The 4,931-nt window shown below is 67.7% G+C and carries 5 protein-coding genes; 3 read left to right on the top strand and 2 right to left on the bottom strand.

Features of this window, described 5'->3' with window-relative positions; translation table 11 throughout:
* Nucleotides 1–248 (bottom strand): diguanylate cyclase domain-containing protein (locus VN419_RS02220; RefSeq protein WP_325643986.1); only part of this gene is annotated, 248 nt, incomplete at its 3' end.
* A gap of 118 nt (nucleotides 249–366) precedes the next feature.
* On the bottom strand, nucleotides 367–1,650 hold the full coding sequence (locus VN419_RS02225; RefSeq protein WP_325643988.1) for an EAL and HDOD domain-containing protein: 1,284 nt from the start codon (nucleotides 1,648–1,650) through the stop codon (nucleotides 367–369).
* An 84-nt stretch (nucleotides 1,651–1,734) separates the two neighbouring features.
* Here VN419_RS02225 and VN419_RS02230 point away from each other — a divergent pair, with 84 nt between their 5' ends.
* From VN419_RS02230 to VN419_RS02240, 3 genes are all read left to right on the top strand, one after another.
* Complete coding sequence (locus VN419_RS02230) at nucleotides 1,735–2,697, top strand: GGDEF domain-containing protein (protein ID WP_325643989.1); 963 nt, start codon at nucleotides 1,735–1,737, stop codon at nucleotides 2,695–2,697.
* Nucleotides 2,698–2,751: 54 nt separating this feature from the next.
* Complete coding sequence (locus VN419_RS02235) at nucleotides 2,752–4,434, top strand: hypothetical protein (RefSeq protein WP_325643990.1); 1,683 nt, start codon at nucleotides 2,752–2,754, stop codon at nucleotides 4,432–4,434.
* Between the two features lie 2 nt (nucleotides 4,435–4,436).
* A partial coding sequence (locus tag VN419_RS02240; protein ID WP_325643992.1) for a deoxyribodipyrimidine photo-lyase occupies nucleotides 4,437–4,931 on the top strand: 495 nt, incomplete at its 3' end.

The raw sequence follows: 4,931 nt of genomic DNA on the forward strand, positions 1-4,931 counted from the left end.
CTGGCGCAGACGCGGTCGCGTCCGCTGTTCTTGGCCTGGTACAGGGCCGTGTCGGCCCGCTGGCGCCGGCTGTCCACGCTGTCCTCGGGGCCGAGGGCGGCCACGCCGGCGCTGACGCTGTACTTGCGCCCGCTGGGGAAGGCCGCAGTGGCCACGCCCAGGCGAATGCGTTCCTCCACCACCAGGGCGTCGGCCAGCGCCAGGGTGAAATGCAGGAAGTAGAGACGCAGCAGGCCGGTCGCGCTCACGCGAAGTCGACCGGACATGCGGCGGTGAGTGCCGTGGGTTGCGGAAGCCGGTGCGCGGGACATGAGGCTCCTCAAGGTGCGGGCTCGCGCCGGGCGCGGCGGAAAACGGGGAGAAGCCTCAGCCTTCGCTGCGGCCCCCGTGTCCGTTCTTGTGGTTGTGCGGCAGCGCCAGCAGCAGGGTGTCGGCCCACTGGAAGGAGGCGTTGTAGGCCGTGGCCACGGAGCCGGTGGGCAGGCCCAGGTTCAGGGCGCATTCGGCCATGTCGTCCCAGCGGGTGTCCTCGATGGCCTGGGCCATGGCCAGCCACGAGGCGTAGGGGCCGGGCTCGCCGCAAAGGCCCGCGTACAGGCCGTCGTCCAGGGAGAGCTTGTCCAGCACCGTGGCCATGGGCATGTCGAGCATGGCGGGCAAGAGCGAGAAGAGCCCCAGCAGGAACAGGCTGTCGGCCTCGGCCCGGCGGTCGGAGGCCAGGGCCAGCAGTTCGAAGAACTTGGCGCGCTGGGCCGAGAGGTGCAGCAGTTCCCGCGCCTTGGTGGAGGGCGTCACGTCGCCCATGACCATGACCCGCAGCCAGGCCGAGAGCTGCATCCAGCCCGCCATGACCACGGCCTGGCGCACGGAGGAGACCTTCTTCAAAAGGCCGAAGTGCGCGGAATTCAGCATGGTCAGCACCCGGTAGGACACGGAGGCGTCGGCCTCGATGGCGTTCACCAGCAGGTCCGTGGGCGGCTCCGAGCGGGAAAGCAGGTCGAGCAGGGTGAGGCGCGTGGATTCCGCGGCGGAGATCTTGCGCTGGGTCAGGGTCACGGGCTCGCGGAAGAAGTGCCCGGCGAACAGGCTGAAGCCCAGGTCGCGGGCCATGTCCGCGGCCTCGTGGGTTTCCACGCGCTTGGCCAGCAGGATGTGTCCGCGCCGCTTCAGCTCCGCCACGGTGCTTTTCAGCTCGCCGTTCAGGGCTTCGGGCGCGCGCATGTCCAGAATGACCGTGCCGGCGACCTCGAGCAGGGGATTCTTGAGGTCAAAGGGCCTGGCCAGGTCCAGGGCCAAGTGGTAGCCCTCGGCCTTCAGGGTGCGCAGGGAGTCCAGGTAGCGCGCGTCGTCCGCCGGGTAGGGGTCGAGCACGGGCATGACGCATGCCGCCCCAAGAGCCTTGGGGATGCCGGTCATGAGCGCCTGCGGCGGCAGGTGGATGAGCGCCTTGTGCGGCTGGGCGCAGGTGTCCATGCAGGCGGGCAGGCACTGGATGACGGACAGGGTGGCCTGGAGCGGATCGGAAAATTCCGAGTAGGTGTGCTCCTGGCAGCGGCGATAGTAATGAAAATATCCCCAGGTGTTCAGGGCCTCGTCCAGCACGGGCTGCCGGGCCACAAAAAGCGTCTCGTAATGTGATGGGGATGCCATCGCCTTGCTCCTGAAGTGTGACAATTATGACAACTTTCACATGAACATGGACTTGTTCTTGAACAAATGCTAGCGAGTCCGTCTATGAATGTAAAGGAACTGCTGGAGGAAGGGGCCGGACCCGAACTCGTCTCCCGGCTCTTCCATATAGAACGCTACGCCTGGATGGCCCTGTCCTACGACATGGCCGTGGCCTTGGACATGGACGGCTGCATTCTGGCGACCAACGCCGCCTGGCAGCGTTCCACCGGTCTGTGGCCCGAGGCCTTGCGCGGCCAGTACCTCCTCGAATTCATGGACTTCGAGGATCGTGAGCGCGTGCTGGCGGCCTTCCAAAGTCTTATCACAAGCGATGCGGCCAGCACCACCTTTGATTTTCGCTTTCGTTGTGACCAGGGGCTGTTTAAACGTTTCAACTGGAACGTGCTCTTCTTTCCGGATACCGAGATTTTTTACTGTATAGTCAAAGATCTGAGCAACGTCCATGACCTGCACCACGCCGCTTACCACGACACCCTGACCGGCCTGCCCAACCGTTTGTTTCTGAAGGACGCCCTGCCCAAACTGGTGGGCGGCGCGCTGGAGCTGCGCCACGTGCTCGGTCTTTTCTTCATCGACCTGGACGGCTTCAAGGCCGTGAACGACACCCTGGGCCACCAGGCCGGAGACATCCTGCTGCAGACCGTGGCCGAGCGCTTGCGCCGCTGCGCCACCAGGCCGGAGAACTGTGTGCGCCTTGGGGGCGACGAGTTCGTGCTCATGGAGACCTGGCCCTGCGACGCCTTCGAGCCCGAGCGCCTGGCCGACGAGATCATCGCGGCGGTGAACCTGCCCGTGTGCATTGACGGCCGCGACGCCCGCGTGGGCGCGTCCATCGGCATAGCCCTGGCTCCGGGCGCGGCCTCCACCCCAAGCGAGCTCATGGCCCTGGCCGACAAGGCCATGTACAGCGCCAAGCGCAGCGGCAAGAACCGCTACGTTCTGGCCCAGGGCGCGGGCGAAGCGGCCTGCCCCTTGGGGCTTGAATCCCTGGACGCGAACGGGTAGGCCTGGAGCCGCCGCTTCCCGCTTTCGGGAGGCCAGCTTTTTGCGGAGGTTTCCATGCGCCCCACCACCACTGTCCTGGCCACCCTGACCGGCCTGGCCACGGCTCTTCTCGCCCTGGCGGCCGCCGTGGCCCTGAACTTCGTCTTCTGGTGGGCCCAGGGCCGCCCGCAAGACATTCCCGACGCCAAGACCCCGCGCATCAAGAGCGCGTCCTTCAGTCCGTACCGCGCCGGGCAAAGCCCCTTCGGCGCGTCCTTCACGCGGGAGCAGCTGGAGCAGGACATGGCCGTGGCGGCCAAGCACTTCGAGCGCATCCGCACCTATTCCAACACCAACCAGTTCGCCCCCGTGCCGGAGCTGGCCCAGAAGAACGGGCTCAAGGTCATCCTGGGGGCCTGGGTGGGCGCCAACCTGGAAAGCAACGAGAAGGAAATCGCCGGGCTCATCAAGGCCGCCAACGACTACCCGGACACGGTGGAGCGCGTGGTGGTGGGCAACGAGGTGCTCCTGCGCCGCGAGATCACCCCGGAGCTGCTCATCGACTACATCCGCCGGGTCAAGGCGGCCATCAAGCAGCCCGTCACCTACGCCGACGTGTGGGAGTTCTGGCTTCTGTACCCCCTGGTGGCCAAAGAGGTCGACTCCGTGACCATCCACGTGCTGCCCTACTGGGAGAACACGCCCACGCCCCTTGAGCACACCATCGAGCACATGCTGCACGCCCATGCGGCCATCGCCCGCGCCTACCCGGGCAAGCCCATCCTCATCGGGGAAATAGGCTGGCCCAGCGCGGGCCGCGTGCGCAAGGACGCCGTGCCCGGCCGCGTGGCCCAGGCCACCTTCGTGCGCCAGATCATCAATACCGCCGAGGAGAAGGGCATCGACTTCAACTTGTTCGAGCTCTTCGACGAACCCTGGAAGTTCGGGCAGGAAGGCACGGTTGGCGGCAACTGGGGCATCATCGACATCGACCGCCACATCAAATTCCCCCTCACCGGTCCGGTGAGCGAAAAGCCCTATTGGCAGGATGCCTTCCTGGCGTCTTCGGTCCTTGGCGCGCTGTTGGCCGGGCTTGCGCTGCGCCTGCGCCCGCCGCGCGGCGCGGGCAAGACCGCCCTGCTGTGCCTGGCCGCCCAAGCCCTGGCCACCATGCTGGCCATGAGCGCCGAGCAGAGCCTGCGCCTGGCCTTCGGCCCGGCCGGGGTCATCGGCGGCGTGCTCATGACCGGCGGCGGCGCCATCCTGTGCCTGCTGGTGTTCTCCGAACTGGCGGACCAGCTTTCCGCCCCGGCCGGAATGGGCACCTCCGGGCCCAGGCCGCTCACCCCGGTCATCGCCCGGCTGGAGGCCCTGCGCAGCTTCCGCCTGAACCTGAAGAGCCGCGTGGAGTGGGTGGGCCTGCTGGACCTGCTTTTCGGCTTGGCCGCCCTGGCCCTCACCTTCGGCCTGCTGGTGGACCCGCGCTACCGCGACTTCCGCGTGGCCCAGTTCCTGCCCATCGCCCTGTGCATGACCGTGCGGCTTCTGGCCACGCGTGAGCTGCCCCGGCCCGTGGGCTCCCCGCGCGAGGAATGGCTCATGGTGGGCACCTTCGTGGTCGGGGCCGTGGCCATTCCGCTCAAGGAAGGCCTGATGAACCCCGCCGCCCTGGCCTGGGGCGGCACCCTGCTGCTTCTGGCCGTGCCCTGGGCCCTGTCCATTCTGCGGCAGCGCCAAGCCGTGGCCCAGTCGGGGTAGCCATGCATCCCGCGCGCGCAAGGCTCATCCACAACAGACCACAACAGCCTGGTCCTGTGCTCTACTGGATGCACCGCGAGCTGCGCGCGCAGGACAACTGGGCCCTGCTGCACGCCCAGGAACTGGCGCGGCAGAGGGGCCAGCCCTTGGCCGTGGCCTTCTGCCTGGCCCGGAGCTACCCCCTGGCGGCCCTGGCGCACTTCGCCTTCATCGTGCACGGTCTGCAAGAGACCGCAAGCACTCTGGCCGCCCTCGGCATCCCCTTCGTCCTGCTGCGCGGCGAACCGGGCGCGGCCGTGGCCGAATACGCGGCCCTGGCCAAAATCGGCCTGCTCGTCACCGACGCCGACCCCACCAAGCCCAAGCGCGCCTGGCTGGCCGAGCTGCTCGCCCGGCTCCAGTGCCCGGCCGTGGAGGTGGACGCCCGCAACGTGGTGCCCGCCCGCCGCGCCTCGGACAAGGCCGAATACATGGCCCGCACCATCCGGCCGAAAATC

It is taken from the genome of Humidesulfovibrio sp., assembly GCF_035560995.1.
Taxonomy (GTDB): domain Bacteria; phylum Desulfobacterota; class Desulfovibrionia; order Desulfovibrionales; family Desulfovibrionaceae; genus Humidesulfovibrio.

Coding starts and splice junctions, on each gene's coding strand:
- VN419_RS02225 (WP_325643988.1), bottom strand. CDS start 1,650: ATGGCATCCCCATCACATTACGAGACGCTTTTTGTGGCCCGGCAGCCC.
- VN419_RS02230 (WP_325643989.1), top strand. CDS start 1,735: ATGAATGTAAAGGAACTGCTGGAGGAAGGGGCCGGACCCGAACTCGTC.
- VN419_RS02235 (WP_325643990.1), top strand. CDS start 2,752: ATGCGCCCCACCACCACTGTCCTGGCCACCCTGACCGGCCTGGCCACG.